The organism is Clavibacter californiensis (assembly GCF_021952865.1).
In the GTDB taxonomy this organism is placed as follows: Bacteria; Actinomycetota; Actinomycetes; order Actinomycetales; family Microbacteriaceae; genus Clavibacter; species Clavibacter californiensis.
Genome location: NZ_CP040792.1, coordinates 1,981,331 through 1,998,825, shown reverse-complemented (window position 1 = coordinate 1,998,825; position 17,495 = coordinate 1,981,331). Strand labels below are relative to the sequence as shown.

The window sequence follows — 17,495 nt, the reverse complement described above, 5'->3', positions numbered from 1 at the left end:
GCGACGGCCGGATCAGGCGGACTTCTCCGCGCGCAAGATGGAGGCACGCGGCACGATGGTGGGCGCGGCGTTCTGCACGACCGACTCGCGCGTGATGACCACGCGGCCCACCTCCTCGTCCGAGGGGATGTCGAACATGATCGGCCCGAGCACCTCCTCCAGGATGGCACGCAACCCGCGAGCGCCCGTCTGGCGGAGGACGGCGAGGTCGGCGATGGACTCCAGGGCGCCCTGCTCGAACTCCAGCTCCACGCCGTCGAGCTCGAACATGCGCTGGTACTGGCGCACGAGCGCGTTGCGCGGCTTGGTGAGGATCTCCATGAGCGCGCGCTGGTCGAGCTGCGTGACCGTCGTGACGACCGGGAGGCGCCCGATGAACTCCGGGATGAGGCCGAACTTGTGCAGGTCCTCGGGCAGCACCTCGCCGAACACGTCGGCGTTCACGTCCTTGCGGTGCAGCGGGGCGCCGAAGCCGATGCCCTTCTTGCCCGCGCGCTGGCTGATGATGTCCTCGAGCCCGGCGAACGCGCCGGCGACGATGAAGAGCACGTTGGTCGTGTCGACCTGGATGAACTCCTGGTGCGGGTGCTTGCGGCCGCCCTGCGGCGGCACCGAGGCGACCGTGCCCTCGAGGATCTTCAGCAGCGCCTGCTGCACGCCCTCACCCGACACGTCGCGCGTGATGCTCGGGTTCTCGGCCTTGCGCGCGATCTTGTCGACCTCGTCGATGTAGATGATGCCCGTCTCGGCCCGTTTCACGTCGTAGTCGGCGGCCTGGATGAGCTTCAGGAGGATGTTCTCGACGTCCTCGCCGACGTAGCCCGCCTCGGTGAGGGCGGTGGCGTCGGCGACGGCGAATGGCACGTTCAGGCGCTTCGCCAGCGTCTGCGCGAGGTAGGTCTTGCCGCAGCCGGTGGGCCCGATGAGGAGGATGTTGCTCTTGGCGATCTCGATCTCGTCGCCCACGGTCTCGGCCGGCCCGATGGTGCTGACGGCCCGCACGCGCTTGTAGTGGTTGTAGACCGCCACGGACAACGCGCGCTTGGCGGCCTCCTGCCCGATGACGTACTCGTCGAGGAAGCCGAAGATCTCCTTCGGCTTGGGCAGCTCGAACTCGCCCGTCGTCTCCTCGCTGGCCTCGGCCAGGCGCTCCTCGATGATCTCGTTGCAGAGCTCCACGCACTCGTCGCAGATGTAGACGCCCGGTCCCGCGATCAGCTGCTGGACCTGCTTCTGGCTCTTCCCGCAGAAGGAGCACTTGAGCAGATCCGCGCTCTCGCCGATGCGTGCCATGAATTCCTCCCCGGAAACCGTGCGATGTGGAACGAGCCTAACCCGAGCGCCCGACATCTTCCGGACCCCTGGGGGCGCGGCCCGTCGGAGGACCCGATGTGCGGCACTCCGCCGTCACACTGCGCAACACGACGGGATGCTCCCGGCTGCGTCACCCACCATGTCCGCATGACAGACGACACCCCTCCTGCGTCCCCCGACGCGCTGTCCTTCGCCTACTGGGTCCCGAACGTCTCGGGCGGCCTCGTGACGAGCGACATCGAGCAGCGCACCCACTTCGACTTCGACTTCAACGTCCGCGTCGCGCAGCTCGCCGAGCGCAACGGATTCGACTACGCCCTGAGCCAGGTGCGGTACACCGCGTCCTACGGCGCCGACAAGCAGCACGAGTCGACCTCGTTCTCGCTCGGCCTCCTGCTCGCGACCGAGCGGCTCAAGGTCATCGCGGCCGTGCACCCGGGCCTCTGGCACCCGGGCGTGCTGGCCAAGTGGATCATCACGGCCGACCACATGTCCCACGGCCGCGCGGCCGTCAACGTCGTCTCCGGATGGCTGAAGGACGAGTTCGTCGGCTTCGGCGAGCCCTGGCTCGAGCACGGGGAGCGCTACCGCCGCACCGAGGAGTTCATCCGCGTCCTCCGCGGCCTCTGGACGGAGAAGGAGTTCACGCACCTGGGCGACTTCTACCGGATCCACGACTTCACGCTCAAGCCGCCGCCCGTCGACGTGCCCGGGCGCGCGCACCCGGAGATCTTCATGGGCGGCAACAGCACGGACGCACGCGAGATGGGCGGTCGCGTGACCGACTGGTACTTCTCCAACGGCAAGGACTTCGCGGGCTTCGAGGAGCAGCGCGCCGACGTGCTCGCATCGGCCCGCGCCGCCGGCCGCAGCGAGCGGGTCAGGTTCGGGCTCAACGGCTTCGTCATCGCGCGCGACACCGAGCAGGAGGCGCAGGACGTCCTCGAGGAGATCATCGCCAAGGCGAACCCCGACGCCGTCGAGGGCTTCCGCCAGGCCGTCAAGCAGGCGGGGGCGTCGACCGGCGACGGCAAGGGCATGTGGTCCGACTCGACGTTCCGCGACCTCGTGCAGTACAACGACGGCTTCCGCACCGGCCTCATCGGCACGCCGGAGCAGGTCGCGCGCCGCATGGTCGAGTACCGCAAGCGCGGGGTCGACCTCCTGCTCCTCGGATTCCTGCACTACCTCGAGGACATCGAGCAGTTCGGCACGCAGGTGCTGCCGATCGTCCGGGAGCTCGAGCGGGAGGCGATCGAGCGGGGCGAGATCGCGGAGCCCGCGACCTGACGCACGTGGCATGAGAGGAGGGGCAGTCGGCTGATGCCGACCGCCCCTCCTCCGATGTGCGGGCCTAGCGGGCGGGGATCGCCGCCGTCAGGTTCTTGCGCGAGGTGAGCACCTGGTCGATGAGGCCGTACTCCAGCGCCTCGTCGGCGCCGAGGATCTTGTCGCGCTCGATGTCGCGGTTGATCTGGTCGCGGTCGCGGTTGGTGTGCTTCGCGAGCGTGTCCTCGAGCCAGGAGCGCATGCGCATGATCTCCGCCGCCTGGATCTCGATGTCGGACGCCTGGCCGCCGCTCGACTCGCCCGTGGCGGGCTGGTGGATGAGCACGCGGGCATTGGGGAGCGCGAGCCGCTTCCCGGGCGCGCCGCCGGCGAGCAGCACGGCCGCGGCGGAGGCCGCCTGACCGAGGCAGACCGTCTGGATCTGCGGCGAGACGTACTGCATGGTGTCGTAGATCGCCGTCATGGCCGTGAAGGAGCCGCCGGGCGAGTTGATGTACATCACGATGTCGCGGTCGGGATCCATCGACTCGAGCACGAGCAGCTGGGCCATGACGTCGTCGGCCGACGCGTCGTCGACCTGCACGCCGAGGAAGATGATGCGGTCCTCGAAGAGCTTGGCGTACGGGTCCTGGCGCTTGTAGCCGTAGGCCGTTCGCTCCTCGAAGCTGGGGAGGATGTACCGCGACGACGGGCTCGTGGCGGTGGAGCCGGCGCCGCGGGCGCCGCCGAAGGTGGGGAGTTCCATGTTCTCTTCTCTTACCTGTCTCGAATGTCGCGGGCTCTAGGAGGTCTCGGTGCCGCCGCCGCCGACGACGTCGGTCGCCGACTCGCGGATGTGGTCGACGAAGCCGTACTCGAGGGCCTCCTGGGCGGTGAACCAGCGGTCGCGGTCGCCGTCCTCGTTGATCTGCTCGGCCGTCTTGCCGGTCTGGCCCGCGGTGATCTCGGCGAGGCGCTGCTTCATCGAGAGGATGAGCTGGGCCTGCGTCTGGATGTCGCTCGACGTGCCGCCGAAGCCGCCGTGGGGCTGGTGCAGCAGCACGCGTGCGTTCGGTGTGATGTAGCGCTTGCCCTTGGTGCCGCTCGTGAGGAGCAGCTGGCCCATGGAGGCGGCCATGCCGATCCCGACGGTGACGATGTCGTTGGGGACGAACTGCATGGTGTCGTAGATGGCCATTCCCGCGGTGATGGAACCGCCGGGCGAGTTGATGTACAGGAAGATGTCCTTCTCGGAATCCTCCGCCGCCAGCAGCAGGATCTTCGCGCAGATCTCGTTCGCGTTGTCGTCGCGGACCTCGGATCCGAGCCAGATGATGCGGTCCTTCAGCAGTCGGTCAAAAACACCGGGTACCAGTGTCGGTTCGGCCATTGTTCGAGCTCCCATTCATTCGTCGCTTCGAGTCATGAATCTATCGGAGGGGGTTCGCCCCTACGCCCGTGTTCGCCGCGGGCGGAGAGGCACGGCCGCCGCGGGCGGAGAGGCACGGCCGCCGCGGTCGGAGAGGCACGGCCGCCGCGGTCGGAGAGCGCCGCCGCCGGACGCACGAGGGCCCGGGGAGCTTCAGCTCCCCGGGCCCTCGTGTCGCTGCCCGTCGACGGGCAGCGGTGACGACTACTCGGAGTCGGCGGCCTTCTCGGCGGCCTTCTTCTTCGCGGGCGCCTTCTTCTTCGGCTTCTCGGCCGGGGCCTCCTCGGCGGCGGCCTCTGCGGCCTCCTCCACGGGGGCGTCGGCGGTGACGGCCTCGGCGTCCGCGTCCGCCGCGGGCTCCTCGGTCGCGGCGTCGGCGTCGCGCACGACGGGCTTCGTGAACTCGGTCACGTCGACGACCTTGCCGTCGGCGTCCACGACCTTCGCCTTGTCGAGCACGACCGCGAGGGCCTTGTTGCGCGCGACCTCGCCGACCATGGCGGGGATCTGGTTGTTCTGCTGCAGCACCTGGACGAACTCGTTCGGCTCCATGTTGTACTGCTGCGCGCCCTGGATGAGGTACTGGGTCAGCTCGTCCTGGCTGACCTTCAGCTCCTCCTTCTCCGCGATGACGTCGAGGAGCAGCTGCTGGCGGAACGCCTTCTCGCTGGACTCCTTGACCTCGGCGCGGTGCACGTCGTCCTCGAGGCGGTTCTCGTTCTCGAGGTGGCGCTGGACCTCGTCCTCGACGAGCCTCTCGGGGACGGGGATCTCGACACCCTCGAGGAGCTTGTCGACGATCTGGTCGCGGGCCTGGGTGACCTGGCCGAAGACCTTGGACTTGCCGACCTGGACCTTGAGGTCCGCGCGCAGCTCGTCGATGGTGTCGAACTCGCTGGCGATCTGCGCGAAGTCGTCGTCGGCTTCGGGCAGCTCGCGCTCCTTGACGGACTGGACCGTGACGGCGATCTCGGCCGTCTCGCCCTCGTTGTCGCCGCCGAGCAGCTTCGACTCGAACGTGGTGCTCTCGCCGGCGGTGAGGGACTCGAGGGCCTCGTCGATGCCGTCGATGAGGTCGCCCGAGCCGAGCTCGTAGGAGATGCCGCTCGCGGTGTCGACGGCGTTGCCGGCGATGGTGGCGGTGAGGTCGATCTGGACGAAGTCGCCCGTCTTCGCGGGGCGGTCCACCGTGATCAGCGTGCCGAAGCGGCTGCGCAGGCTGTCGAGCTCGGTCGCGACCTCGTCGTCGGTGACCTCGACGGAGTCCACGGTGAGCTCGAGGCCCTCGTACGCGGGCAGGTCGAACTCGGGGCGGACGTCGACCTCGATCTCGAGGAGCAGATCGCCGGTGAGGTCCTTGCCGGGCCACTCCTTGACGTCGGCCTCGGGGCGGCCGAGGGGACGGATGTCCGTCTCCTTGACGGCGGCCTGGTAGAAGCCGTCCATGCCGTCGTTGACGGCGTGCTCCAGCACGGCCTCGCGGCCGACGCGCTGGTCGATGATGGGCGGCGGCACCTTGCCCTTGCGGAAGCCGGGGATGGCGACCTGCTCGGCGATGTGGCCGTATGCGTGGTCGATGTGCGGCTTGAGGTCTTCGGGGGTGGCAGAGATCGCGAGCTTGACGCGCGTGGGGCTCAGCTTTTCGACCGTGGTCTTCACGTGTGGAGTTCTCCTGTAATCGCGGTACGCGCCTCGGCTGAGACGGCATTTCGTCGTCGGGGATGTGGTCGGGGCGACAGGACTCGAACCTGCGGTCTTCCGCTCCCAAAGCGGACGCGCTAGCCACTACGCTACGCCCCGGCTGCCACGCATTCCCTCGGTCGAGGCGGGCGCCGTGCCCCTGCTTCGTGCAGGCGCGCGGAAGCCGATCCGACCGTGCCACAGCCTATCCGACTCGTGCCGGGCGCTGGTCACCGGCGACGGGAGGCTGCGCTACGCTGGGTCCCGCGCATCCGGCGCACGGCCCCTCGGGGGCGGTCGTCCGGCGTCGCGGGGATGTAGCTCAATGGTAGAGCCTCAGTCTTCCAAACTGATCACGCGGGTTCGATTCCCGTCATCCCCTCCATCGTCTTCCCGTCGGCGCACCGTCGGCCCTCCTCCCCAGGCCGTGCTTCGGCTCGCCCATCCCCCGTTCGGGGCGTCGCGGCGCCGCCGCCCACGTCGACCCCGCTAGCGTCCCGATCCGTGGATAGCCTGGGAGCTTCCGCATCGGGCGAGCTCGGGGGGCTGCATGGTCGAGGACGACTCACGTGGATCGCGGATCCCGGCACAGCCGTGGGCCGCGTCACCGGACGACCTCCTGCGCACGGATCTCTGCCCGGGCTGCCTCGCGCCCCTGGGCGCGCTCGTCTGCGGGCGCTGCGGTCTCGACGTCCGCGCGCCCGGTGCCGCCGCCGTGCTCGAGGCGTCGCACCGCGTCGTCGAGGCGATCGCGGAGCGCGAGCGCCTCGTCGATGCCATGCGGCGCTGGAGCGAGGAGGCGGTGCGTCGCCGTGGGGCCCTGGTCGTCACGGCCGGCGCAGTCGGCGGCGCGCGGTCCCCCGCGACCGCGATCCCCGATCCGCGGCTGGCGGCGCCGCTTCCCGTGGCATCGTCGGACAGCGCTCCCGCGATGCTCGCCCCGACCGGCCCCGCTCCCGGCCCCGCTCCCGACGCAGACGCACGCCGGCTCCAGCGGGCTCCGGTCAGGGTCGAGGTCCCTGTTCACACCGCGCCCGCGGCACCACGGCGCCGGATCAGCGTCCCGGCCGTGCTGCTCGCCATCGGCGTCGTGCTGCTCTCGGTCGCGTCGGTGTTCTACGTGGTCTACGCCTTCGTGACCTACGGGCTGGTCGTCCGAGCGGCGATCACCGCGGCCGTCACCGTGGCCGCGCTCGCCGCGGCGGCGGTCCTCGCCCGCCGCCGCCTGCCCGGCACCGCGGAGGCCGTGGGCGTCGTCGGGATCGTGCTGCTGCACCTGGACGTATGGGCCGTGCGGTCCTACGACCTGGCCGGAGCCGCGTCGAACGACCCGTTCGTCCACTTCGGCGTCGGGACGCTCGTCGTGTCGGCGTCGCTCCTCGTCCTCGCGCCCCTGCTCCGCATCCGCGCGGCGGGCATCGCCGGCTGGGCGGGGCTGACGGTCGCCGTCGGCCTCCTGGTCGGCGCCGTGCCGACAGCCGACGTCTGGACCCGCGTCGCGCTCGCGCTGGCAGCCGCCTCGGCCGTCGCCCTCGTCCACGCCGCGCCCCCGTCGCGCGCGGCCGCCCTCCCGGACGCGCGGGAACGCGGCATCCTCCGTGTCGTGGGCGTCGCGACCGCGACCGCCGCCGTGGTCGCGGGAGCCGCCAGCGCCGCTGCACCCGACGCGGTCCCGGCTCTCCCCCTCCTCGTCGCGGCCGTCGCCAGCGGCGCCCACGCCTGGGCGCTCACACGGCCCGCCTCCCGCGCCGATCTCCTCGGCCACGTCACGGACGGGGACGCCGATCCGCACGTGACCGGTGAGGACGCGCCACCACCCGCCGAGGCAGCGGTGGAGCTGGTGGCGACGCATGGCGGCGCGGGCGACACCGCGCCGACACCGGCTGATCCTCTGCGCGTCCTCGCCGCCTCCGTCGCGGGAGTCGGAGCATCGGCCGCCGTGCCGGTCACCGCCCTCATGGGCGGACCCGCTCTGCTCACGTTCTGCCTGCAGCTCGTGGCGGCCGCGGTCGTGGCGGCCGCGCTGGACGTGGCCGCTCGCCGCCTGCACGACCCCGTCGTCGCCGCGACGTCCCGGGTCGCCGCCGTCGCCGCCCTGGCCGTCACCGTCCTCGCCGGGCTGCCCGCCGGGATCGCCGGCCTCGGCGGCATCACGGCCGTGCTGCTCCTCGGACTGCCCGCCTGGGAGCACGGTCCCCTCGACGACGCGGTGGGCGTCCTCGGCCGGACGAGCGGCGTCGCCGATCTCCCCGGCGACGTCCGCGCGGCGGCCGTCGGACTCGTCCTCGTCTGGATCCTCGCGGCGGCCGCAGCGCTCCTCGGCAACCGCCTGCAGGCCCGTCGGCGACTCCTGGCCTGGACCGGGGCAGCCGTGGTGGTCGCCGCGATCCCCGCCTCGGGCCCCGTCGTGGTCGTGGCCGGCGCGTACCTCGTCGCCTCCGCGGGTGCTCTCGCCTGGCGGCTCTCCGCGCGTCGGGACCCCGGCCCCGCCGTCGTCCCCGCCGCCGCCCCGATCGTGGCGCTGTCGCTCGCGGCGGGCGCCCTCGCGTGGGCCGCATCCTGGGCGAGCACGAGCACGTGGTGGGTGGTCGCTCCGGCCGTCGTGCTCCTCTTCGCCGCCGGATCCCGGACCGCGCGCACGGAGGGCGCCGGGCGCCTCGCGACCGCAGGCGCCGCCCTCGCCGGACTTGTCGTGGTCGCCGCCCTCGCACCGTCGCTCACGGCTGGGCGTGTCATAGGGTCCGCGCCCCTGTCGAGCGCGCTGGCCTCGGCCGGCGATCCGGTCGTGCTCGTGCTGCTCGCCAGCGGGCTGACGGTCTCCGTGGCCGGTGTGCTCCCCGGGCGTCCGGGCGTGCGGCGACGCGCGCTGCTCGCGACGGTCCTGCTCCCCGCGGGTCTCGCGGCGCTCCTCGTCGCGATCGTCGGCGGCGACCGCGTCGGCGGCGCGCTCACCGGATCGCCGATCTGGTCCATCGCGGCGCAGGCGGCCCTCCTGGCCGGCCTCGTGGCATGGACCGTGGGCGGTGCCCGCGGCGTCCCCTTGCCCGCGCGTGTGCCCCGCGCCGACGCGCAGGACGACGTGCCGCGACCACCGGGGACCATCGCCCTGCGCCGATGGCGGCTCACGACCGCGGCCCTCGTCGCGCCCTCGCTGCTGCTCGCCGTCCTCACCGCAGGCGCGCTGGTCGACCGCGGCGCGACTCCCCACGGCGTTATCCCCGCCGCCGTGGCACTCGTCGTCGCGGTCGCCGCCCTGCTCGGCTACCGGCGCACGTCCCCGGCGCTCCGCGTGGCCCTGGATGCGGGCACGACCGCCGTGGCGACGGGGGCGATGCTCGTCGCCGTCTCGTTCGACCCGACGCGCGAGGGCCGCGAGCTCCTGTGGATCCCCCTGCTGACGCTCGGCGGCACGGCGTGCACGCTCTCGTACGCGCGCGACGGCCTGCTCCTGTCGCGCAGCGCCCGCCGCGCATGGGGCTGGACGGCGCTCGCCACGGGGATCGCGGCGTCGTGGTCCCGGCTGCTCTCAGGCGAAGTGACCTCGCCGGAGGCGTACTGGCTGCCGATCGCAGGCGCGCTGCTGCTCATCGCGGCGCTCATGCACCGCGCCGCGGTGGGCGTCGACCGCGACGCCGATGTGACGGCGTCGACGGTCGGGCCACGGGTCCGCCGCGGCGTCACGGCCCTGACCCTCGCGGGCATCCTCACGGCCGTCCTGCCGCTCGTCGCCGCAGGTCGTCCCGATGACGTGCTCCGGCCCTTTCTCCTGACCGGCATCTGCGCGGCACTCGCCCTCGGGGCCGCCGCGGTGCTGCGGCACGCCGCGTCCCCCGTGCGTCCGCTGCTGCGCGCCGTCGTGATCGGCGCGGGCATCGGGATCCTTGCCGTGGGTTGCGTGCAAGCGCTCCGCCTCTCCGCGGGATCCGTCGCGTGGGAGTCGGCCGTCGACGTGCAGCTGGCGGTCACGGCCGTGCTGCTCGTCGGGCTCGGGGCGCTCGTCCTCCGCGCTGCCCGCAGCGCAGGGGACGCGCGCCTCGCGGGCGCGGCCTGGGTGGGCACGAGCATCCTCGTGGCGATCGTCATGGCGGCATCCGTCGGCTCCGGAGAGGGCGTCGTCCGCCCGCTCGTCGTGAGCGTGTCGCTCGTCGCGGGTGCGGGGGTGCTCCTCGTCCTCCGGTCCGTGCATCGAGAGGCGCTCGCGGCGTCCGCGGCGATGGCGCTCGTCGGTGCCGTGGTCGTCGCGCTCCTCGCCTGGCGCGGCGGGTACCTTGCGCTCGACCCGGCAGCGCTGATCGTGCCGGCGATCGTGGCCGTGCTCGTGGCTGCGGTCGGTGCCGCCGATCGCCTGAGGAACCCGGCACCGGTGGTCGTCCCCGGACGCGCGCCCGGATCGTTCGCCGGCCCCATCCGGCATGCCGCCGACGCGGCGACGGGCGCGCTCGTGGCCGGCACGGTCGCGGTCGGCGCGGCCTCAGGCGGCCCTGGGCTCCCCGTCGCCCTGCTCCTCTCGGCGGTGGCCGTGCTCGTCGCGTCATCTGCGCCGGGCTCGCGTGCGCGGCGCCATGCGGGCTGGATCGCCCTCGCCCTCGGCACCGCGGCGCTGTGGGTCGCGCTCGGCCGCGGACGCATCGACGCCGTGGAGCCCTACGTCCTGCCGCCCGCCGGCGTGCTGCTCGCCGTCGCGGCGCTCCTCCAGCGGGGGCTCCCCCGTGGGCTCCGCCACGACGCGACGCAGGGCACCGGCCGGACATCCGGCGCGGCGTCCGTCCTCCTCGGCGCGCTCCTCCTCGCCGCCCTGCCCACCGCGGTCGCATCGTGGACGGGGGCGCCGGTCCGGGCGCTCGTGCTCGGGGGTGCCGCCGGTGCCGTCCTCCTCCTGGCCGCGGCCGCCCTCCGCGGGACCGACGCCGCCTCGACGACGAGGCCCCTGCTCCTGGCGACCGCGGTGGCGTCCGGCCTCGTCGTCCCTCTCGTCGGCTTCGGACGCGCGGTGTCCGCGCTGGTCGCGCGGGAACCGGCCACGTTCGCGCGCACCGATCTCTGGACGCTCTCGGCCGCCGCCGTCCTCGTCCTCGCCGTCGGCCTCCTGCCCCGACGCGCGGAGGACCTCCCCCGACGGGATCACGCCGTGGGCGTGCCCGCGAGCAGTCCTGTCGGCTCGGCATCCGATTCGTGGACGCCGGGGAGCGCATCCGACGGCGCGTGCCCCACCACGGACACCCTGCTCCGCGCAGCGCCACGTGTCGCCGGGCTGGTCGCGCTGATCGGTGCGGGATCCGCGGGTGCCGCCGGCATCCTCCTCGCCCACGCCGAGCGCATGGCCGGGGTCGACCTCCGCGTCGCGCTCCTCGCCAGCGTCATCGCCGCCATGCACATCGCGTGCTCCCCCTCCGGGCTGACGACGATCGCCGCCCAGCCCGAGGAGGCGGGACAGCGTCCCGCCTCTCCCCCGTCGCGCGACCGAGTCCTCGCCCTCGCTGCGCTCGTCGTCAGCGGGCTGGTCGCCGCGATCCTCGTCATCTGGGGAGCCGCGGACCCGGTGGAGACCGTCACCGTGCCGATCGCGGCGGCGCTGCTCGTGGTCGGCGCCCGACGTCTGATCCGCGACGCGGCGGCCGGCAGCGTGCGGCACCTGTCGCCCGGGCTCCTCGTCCTGCTCGTGCCGCCGCTCCTCGCCGACCTGGGCCCGAGCCCGGCGTGGCGCATCGTCGGACTCGGGGTCGTCGCGCTCGCCACGCTGCTCACCGGAGCCCGCCTCAGGCTCCGCGCGCCGTTCCTCATCGGCGCGGGCGTCCTGCTCGTGCACGCCGTCGCCCAGCTCTGGCCGTGGATCCGCGAGGCATCGACGACCGTCCCCTGGTGGGCGTGGGCGGGGATCGGCGGCGTGGTCCTCATCGCGGTCGCCGCTCGCTACGAGCGCCGCATCCGGGACGTCAAGGAGGTCGCGGCCCGCGTCTCGGCGCTCCGCTGACCGCGCCGGAGTCGCCGCCGGGACCGGTCCGGGAGGGCGCTCGACCCGGTAAGCCATGCCTCAGCTTGCTTGCGGGCGGCCGGTGGATGCGTGAGATTGGCGACATCGTCCGCAGCCCGCAGACCCGTCCCGCCGCTCGAGGAGAGAACACATGACCGACACCGTCCACGTCCCCACCAGCTCCGCATCGGCCGACGTCGCCGCCGGCGTCGCCCAGTTCCTCAGCCCCGTCGCCGTCAACCTCCAGGCCCTCGCAGTCAACGGCAAGCAGGCGCACTGGCACGTCCGCGGCGCGAACTTCATCGGCGTCCACGAGTTCCTCGACGTCCTCGTCGCCCACGCGCAGGACTGGGCGGACACCGCCGCAGAGCGCGTCGTCGCCCTCGGCCTCCCGATCGACGCCCGCATCGAGACCGTCGCCGCGTCCACCACCACCGCGCCCCTCACGCCCGGCTTCCGCCCGTCGAGCGCCACGATCGCCGAGGTCATCGCCCAGATCGACGCCACGATGGAGCTCGTGAACCGCGCCGTGCAGGAGCTCGGCGAGATCGACGTCAACAGCCAGGACGTCGCCATCGAGATCGCGCGCGGGCTCGAGAAGGACCGCTGGTTCCTCTTCGCCCACATCAGCGAGTAGACCGCCCGCGGCAGCAGCACGCCGACGGTCGAGGGGCCCGGATCCGATCGGATCCGGGCCCCTCCGTCGTCTCGCACCGGACCACCGGCCGCCAGGGCAGCGGCAGCGGCACCGGCAGCCAGGGCAGCGGCAGCCGCAGCGGCAGCCAGGGCAGCGGCACCGGCAGCTCAGGTCAGCAGCGGCAGCACCGGCAGCCCCGGAGCGGCAGCCCCGGCTCAGCCCACGCGGACCGTCACGCCTGGCAGTACGGGCACCAGTACAGCTTCCGGCCGGCGGCCTCCTCCATCACGATGTTCGTGCCGCACACCCGGCACGGCAGCCCCTCGCGGTGGTAGACCCAGTGCCGGTCCGAGCGGTTGCGGAGCGCCGCGTCGAGCCTCGTGCCGCGCAGGCCGTCCATCGTCATCATCTGGCCGACCTCGACGCCCTTGCGCAGCAGCTTCGACCAGTCCTTCCACAGCCCCCGCACGACGTCCTCGGGCAGGTCGCGCCCCGGCGTGTGCGGGTTCTGACGTGCGCGGAACAGCAGCTCGGCGCGGTAGACGTTGCCGATCCCGCTGACGACCGCCTGGTCCATCAGGAGCAGGCCGATCGCCGTCGGCTTCTTGCGAACGGTCGCGGTGAAGCGGTCCTCGGAGCGCTTCCCGCCATCGACGAGGGGATCCGGCCCGAGCTTGTCGATGGCCTGCTGCACCTCCTCGGGGCTGGCGACGACGCACGCGGTGGGACCGCGGAGGTCCGCCACGGCGTGCTCGGTGAGGAGCCGCACGCGCACCTGGCCCACGGGCTCCGGCGGCCATGCGTCGCCCGAGAACGGGTCGTGCACCTTCTCCTGCTCGGCCATGCGGAGACGTGCCCGTCGGGGCGCGCCGATGCTCGCGAGCGAGTCCTCCGCTGCGGTGTCGACGGGCACGTCATCGACACGGTCGTCCACGGGGACGTCGCCGCGCATCCCGTTCTGCCCCATCCGGTTGAGCGTCGTGACGTCGCCCGCGAAGTCCCACGCGCCGTAGAGGCCGAGGTGCACGCGGAGCCAGACGTCGCCGTCGAACTCGAGGAACATCTGCTTGCCCACGGCCTTCGCGGCGACGAGCCGTCGCCCGTCGAGCACGGCCGCGCCCTCGGCGAACCGGCCCTGCGGCGAGGACGCCTGCACGACGTCGCCGACGAAGTGCGCCTCGAACTGCTTCGCGATCCGGTGGATCGAATGCCCCTCGGGCACGGCGTCCTAGTCGGTGACGGGGTGACCGGCGATGGCCCCCGTCGTCTCGTACTCGGCGAGCTGCGCGATGCGGCGCGCGTGACGCTCCTCCGCGGAGAACGGCTCCGCGATGAAGGCGTCGATGAAGGCGGTCGCCTCCTCGACGGTGTGCTGGCGTGCGCCGATGGAGATCACGTTGGCGTCGTTGTGCTGGCGCGCGAGGACCGCGGTCGACAGGTTCCAGACGAGCGCGGCGCGCGCTCCCTCGACCTTGTTCGCGGCGATCTGCTCGCCGTTGCCCGACCCGCCGAACACCACACCGAGTGCGGTCGTGCCCGCGCGCTGGTCGGCGACGACGGCGCGGGCCGCGCGGATGCAGAACGACGGGTAGTCGTCGAGCGCGTCGTAGGAGGTGGGCCCGTGGTCGACGACGTCGTGGCCGGCGTCGGTCAGGTGCCCGGTGAGGTACCTCGAGAAGTCGAGGCCAGCGTGGTCGGTCGCGATGTGGATGCGCATCGGTGCATCCCTCCTGCCGCGCGTCGCGGCGTCATGCCCGCGGCGCGGGCGGTGCCGCGCGCACTGCGGCCGGACGCCCGTGGACGCCCGGCCGTCGCGCACGCGACGGGAAAGGGTCAGTCGAAGATGGGGCCGACGGTGCGCGAGCGCTTGATCTCGAAGAAGCCCGGGTACGCGGCCACGGCGACGACGCCGTCCCACAGCCTCACGGCCTCCTCGCCCTTCGGCGCGGGCGAGATGACGGGGCCGAAGAAGGCGACGCCGTCGACCGCGATGACGGGCGTGCCGACGTCCTGGCCGACGCGCTCGATGCCGTCGAAGTGGCTGGCGCGCATCGGCTCGTCGTAGCGGTCGGTGCGGCTCGTCTCCGCGAGCTCCGCGGGGAGGCCCAGCTCCGCGAGGACCTCGGGGATCACGACGTCGGCGTCCTTCTGGTCGCGGAGGTGGATCCGGGTGCCGAGCGCGTCGTACAGCGGCTTGACGTGCTCCGCGCCGTGCTCGGCCTCGACCGCGGCGACGAGGCGCGTGAACCGCAGCGCGCGCGGCAGGAACGCCGCGAAGTTCGGATCGTCGGCCTTGTCCTCGTTGAGGACGGCGAGGCTCATGACGCGCCAGGTGATGTCGAGGTCGCGATGGCGGGCGACCTCGTCGACCCAGCGCGAGGTCATCCACGCCCAGGGGCAGGACGGGTCGAACCAGAACTCGACGGCGGTGGTGCGGGGGCTGTTCTCAACGTCGGACATGCCGCAAGCCTAGGTCAGCCGACGCAATAGGATCGGCTCCGAAAGCGGCGCCGCTCCGCCCGCACCCGCGGTCCTCGACCGCCAGGTGCTCCATCGCGCGAGGCGCGTCCGCACGCACGGCCCACCCACCTCACGGACGAGCAGGAGCACCATGCCAGGAGAGAACCTCACCCGCGTCGAGGCCGAGGAGCGCGCCGCGCTGCTCGCCGTGTCCGAGTACGACGTGACGCTCGACCTCACCCGCGGCGCGGAGGTGTTCGGATCCACCACGACCGTGCGCTTCACCGCCACGGCGGGCGCGTCCACGTTCATCGACGCGATCACCCGCACGGTGCACGCCGTGACCCTCAACGGCCGCGAGCTCGACCCCGCCGACGTCAGCGACGGCGTCCGCATCCGCCTCGACGACCTCGCGCAGGAGAACGAGCTCACGGTCGTCGCCGACGCCATGTACACGAACACGGGCGAGGGCCTGCACCGCTTCGTGGATCCCGTCGACGACGAGGTCTACCTCTACTCGCAGTTCGAGGTCCCGGACTCCCGCCGCATGTTCGCGGTGTTCGAGCAGCCCGACCTCAAGGCCGTCTTCCGCTTCACGGTCACGGCTCCCTCGCACTGGGAGGTCGTGTCGAACTCCCCCACGCCCGAGCCGACGTCCGCCGCCGAAGGAGCGTCCACGTGGACCTTCGAGCCGACGCTCCGCATGTCGAGCTACATCACTGCGCTCATCGCTGGCCCCTACGGCGTCGTCCGCAGCGAGCTCACCTCGAGCGACGGCCGCACGATCCCGCTCGGCGTCTTCGCCCGCAAGTCGCTCATGGAGCACCTCGACGCCGACTACGTGTTCGAGAAGACCCGCGAGGGCTTCGCGTTCTACGAGGAGCGCTTCGACTACCCGTACCCGTTCCCGAAGTACGACCAGCTCTTCGTCCCCGAGTTCAACGCGGGCGCGATGGAGAACGCGGGCGCCGTCACGTTCGTGGAGAGCTACGTCTTCCGCTCCAAGGTCACCGACGCGGTGAAGGAGCGCCGGGTCACGACGATCCTGCACGAGCTCGCGCACATGTGGTTCGGCGACCTGGTCACCATGAGGTGGTGGGACGACCTGTGGCTCAACGAGTCCTTCGCGACCTACATCTCGACCCTGGCCACGGCCGAGGGCACCGAGTGGACGGGCGCCTGGACCACGTTCAACGCCGGCGAGAAGTCCTGGGCCTACAACCAGGACCAGCTGCCGAGCACGCACCCCGTGTACGCGACCATCAACGACCTGGAGGACGTGCAGGTCAACTTCGACGGCATCACGTACGCCAAGGGCGCGTCGGTGCTGCGCCAGCTCGTCGCCTACGTCGGCCAGGACGAGTTCCTCGCCGGCGTCGCCGCGTACTTCCAGCGCCACGCGTTCGGCAACTCGACGCTCCGGGACTTCACCACGGAGCTCGAGGGCACGAGCGGCCGCGACCTCGAGCGCTGGACCGACCTGTGGCTCAAGACCTCGGGCGTGAACACGCTGCGTCCCGAGATCGCGACGGACGAGGACGGCGCGATCATGTCGTTCGCCGTGCTGCAGGAGGCCGCGGAGGACTACCCGACCCTCCGCCCGCACCGCCTCGCCATCGGCTTCTACGAGCTCCGCGACGCGAAGCTGGTCCGCACGGAGCGCTTCGAGCTGGACGTCGACGGCGACCGCACGGAGGTCGCCGAGCTCGTCGGGCGCCAGCGCCCCGCGCTCGTGCTGCTGAACGACGACGACCTCACCTACGCGAAGATCCGGCTGGATCCCGCGTCGCTCGAGGTCGCCATGCGCCACCTCGCCGCGTTCGAGGACTCGCTCGCCCGCTCGCTCGTCTTCGCCTCGGTGTGGGACGCGACGCGCGACGGCGAGATCCGCGCCCGCGACTACGCGCGCCTCGTGCTCGACAACGTCGCGACCGAGGACGAGTCGACGGCCCTCCGCTACGCCCTCGCGCAGCTGACCGTCGCCGCCACCACGTACTCGGCGCCCGACCACCGCGACGAGCTCCTCGCGACGGTCGCGTCCGAGCTGTGGGCGCTCACCGCGCAGGCGGTGCCGGGATCCGACAACCAGTTCCAGTTCCTGCGCACCTTCGCGCAGGTCGCGGCCGAGCCGGCTCAGCTCGATCACGTGCAGGCGCTCCTCGACGGCACAGAGACGCTCGAGGGCGTCGAGATCGACGCAGACCTCCGCTGGGAGCTGCTGACCGCGCTCGTCGCGGGAGGTCGCGCCGGCACCGCCGAGATCGACGCGGCCCTCGCCGCCGACCGCACGGCGACGGGCGCGCAGTCCGCGGCCCAGGCACGTGCTGCGCTCCCCACCGCGGAGGGCAAGCAGGCCGCGTGGGCGTCCGTGTGGGAGGCCGACACCGAGCCGAACACGATCGTCCGAACGACGGGCCTCGGCTTCCGCCGCGCCGCCGACGTCGAGCTGCTGCGTCCGTACGTCGGGGCGTACTTCGACGCCCTGCAGGCCGTGTGGGAGTCGCGGAGCTACGCCATCGCGGCGGCGCTCATCGGCGGCTTCTACCCGTCGCCGCTCGCCGACGAGGAGCTGCGCGACGCGACCGTCGCCTGGCTCGACGCCAACCCCGAGCCGCCGGCGCTCCGCCGCCTCGTCAGCGAGCTGCTGTCGGGCGTCGAGCGGGCGCTCCGCGCGCAGGCGAAGGACGCCGAGTAGCTGCAGCTCCACCCGAGGGGGACGGTCGCGCAGGCGGCCG

At 72.6% G+C, this 17,495-nt stretch carries 11 protein-coding genes and 2 tRNA genes; 5 read left to right on the top strand and 8 right to left on the bottom strand.

Going from position 1 to position 17,495, the window contains the following annotated elements; translation table 11 throughout:
- Positions 1-12: 12 nt before the first annotated feature.
- A complete protein-coding gene (gene clpX / locus FGD68_RS09730) occupies positions 13-1,293 on the bottom strand; it encodes an ATP-dependent Clp protease ATP-binding subunit ClpX (protein ID WP_119372813.1) in 1,281 nt (426 codons plus the stop codon).
- 168 nt (positions 1,294-1,461) lie between these two features.
- Between clpX and sfnG the strand changes: the two genes are divergently transcribed.
- On the top strand, positions 1,462-2,604 hold the full coding sequence (gene sfnG, locus FGD68_RS09725) for a dimethylsulfone monooxygenase SfnG (RefSeq protein WP_119372814.1): 1,143 nt from the start codon (positions 1,462-1,464) through the stop codon (positions 2,602-2,604).
- Positions 2,605-2,668: 64 nt separating this feature from the next.
- Here the strand turns inward: sfnG and FGD68_RS09720 are convergent, their stop codons facing one another.
- From FGD68_RS09720 to FGD68_RS09705, 4 genes are all read right to left on the bottom strand, one after another.
- A complete protein-coding gene (locus FGD68_RS09720) occupies positions 2,669-3,349 on the bottom strand; it encodes an ATP-dependent Clp protease proteolytic subunit (RefSeq protein ID WP_012038151.1) in 681 nt (226 codons plus the stop codon).
- A 36-nt stretch (positions 3,350-3,385) separates the two neighbouring features.
- Positions 3,386-3,973, bottom strand: coding sequence for an ATP-dependent Clp protease proteolytic subunit (locus tag FGD68_RS09715; RefSeq protein ID WP_012038150.1), 588 nt, complete (start codon positions 3,971-3,973; stop codon positions 3,386-3,388).
- Positions 3,974-4,216: 243 nt separating this feature from the next.
- A complete protein-coding gene (gene tig, locus FGD68_RS09710; RefSeq protein ID WP_104236468.1) occupies positions 4,217-5,671 on the bottom strand; it encodes a trigger factor in 1,455 nt (484 codons plus the stop codon).
- A gap of 65 nt (positions 5,672-5,736) precedes the next feature.
- Positions 5,737-5,812 (bottom strand) — tRNA-Pro (locus FGD68_RS09705).
- Positions 5,813-6,003: 191 nt separating this feature from the next.
- On the opposite strand from FGD68_RS09705, the gene FGD68_RS09700 reads away from it, so the two are divergent.
- From FGD68_RS09700 to FGD68_RS09690, 3 genes are all read left to right on the top strand, one after another.
- Positions 6,004-6,077 (top strand) — tRNA-Gly (locus tag FGD68_RS09700).
- Between the two features lie 165 nt (positions 6,078-6,242).
- A complete protein-coding gene (locus tag FGD68_RS09695; RefSeq protein WP_237609399.1) occupies positions 6,243-11,663 on the top strand; it encodes an SCO7613 C-terminal domain-containing membrane protein in 5,421 nt (1,806 codons plus the stop codon).
- 151 nt (positions 11,664-11,814) lie between these two features.
- Entirely contained in the window at positions 11,815-12,300 is a 486-nt protein-coding gene (locus FGD68_RS09690; RefSeq protein WP_119372343.1) for a Dps family protein, read from the top strand.
- Positions 12,301-12,532: 232 nt separating this feature from the next.
- Here the strand turns inward: FGD68_RS09690 and FGD68_RS09685 are convergent, their stop codons facing one another.
- The 3 genes from FGD68_RS09685 to FGD68_RS09675 all read right to left on the bottom strand — a co-directional run bounded on the left by FGD68_RS09685 (position 12,533) and on the right by FGD68_RS09675 (position 14,760).
- On the bottom strand, positions 12,533-13,522 hold the full coding sequence (locus tag FGD68_RS09685) for an Fpg/Nei family DNA glycosylase (RefSeq protein ID WP_119372344.1): 990 nt from the start codon (positions 13,520-13,522) through the stop codon (positions 12,533-12,535).
- 6 nt (positions 13,523-13,528) lie between these two features.
- Positions 13,529-14,017 carry a ribose-5-phosphate isomerase gene (locus FGD68_RS09680; RefSeq protein ID WP_119372345.1) on the bottom strand — a complete coding sequence of 163 codons (489 nt, stop codon included), beginning with the start codon at positions 14,015-14,017 and terminating at the stop codon, positions 13,529-13,531.
- A gap of 116 nt (positions 14,018-14,133) precedes the next feature.
- Entirely contained in the window at positions 14,134-14,760 is a 627-nt protein-coding gene (locus FGD68_RS09675; RefSeq protein ID WP_104236463.1) for a mycothiol-dependent nitroreductase Rv2466c family protein, read from the bottom strand.
- A gap of 151 nt (positions 14,761-14,911) precedes the next feature.
- Between FGD68_RS09675 and pepN the strand changes: the two genes are divergently transcribed.
- Positions 14,912-17,455 carry an aminopeptidase N gene (gene pepN, locus FGD68_RS09670; RefSeq protein ID WP_119372346.1) on the top strand — a complete coding sequence of 848 codons (2,544 nt, stop codon included), beginning with the start codon at positions 14,912-14,914 and terminating at the stop codon, positions 17,453-17,455.
- Positions 17,456-17,495 lie beyond the last annotated feature (40 nt).